Below are 495 nucleotides of genomic sequence, written 5' to 3' on the forward strand. Positions count from 1 at the left end.
ACACCAGCAGCGTGCACGCCGGCGCCCTGTCCTCGAACCAGCGGTGATCGCTGCCGTCGATCTGGATCAGTTCGCCCAGGCACGCACGACGGTTACGCGGCTGGTACACCTTCGGCGGGCGCTCCCTGCGCGGAATCCACAGCCCGGCAGCCCGCATCAGCGTGCGTACCGTCTCGACGGCCAGCTCAACGCCATGACATTCGCGCAGCTTCTCGCACGCCAGCGTCGGGCCAAAATCGGCGTAGCGCTCGCGGATCAGCGCCAGCGCCCGCTGCGCCTTGCCGGGCGGCAGCTGGTGGTTCCCGGGACGCCCGCGCTTGCCCGACACCAGTCCCGCCGCGCCGGCCGCCGCATACCGCTGCACCAGCCGCTCCACCTGGCGCACGCCCAGTCCCAGCCGTTCAGCCGCCTGACCTGGCTTGAGCCGACACTCGGTCACCGCCTGAATGACCTTGAACCGGTCCACCTCGCGCATCGTCATCGTGATCGTCCCAG

Annotated in this window: 1 protein-coding gene; it reads right to left on the reverse strand. The window is 70.1% G+C overall.

Annotation, left to right across the window (positions count from 1 at the left end; translation table 11 throughout):
- A partial coding sequence (locus J8I87_RS44205) for a helix-turn-helix domain-containing protein (RefSeq protein ID WP_245254637.1) occupies nt 1-495 on the reverse strand: 495 nt, incomplete at both ends.

This window comes from Paraburkholderia sp. LEh10 (assembly GCF_017814945.1).
Lineage (GTDB): Bacteria > Pseudomonadota > Gammaproteobacteria > Burkholderiales > Burkholderiaceae > Paraburkholderia.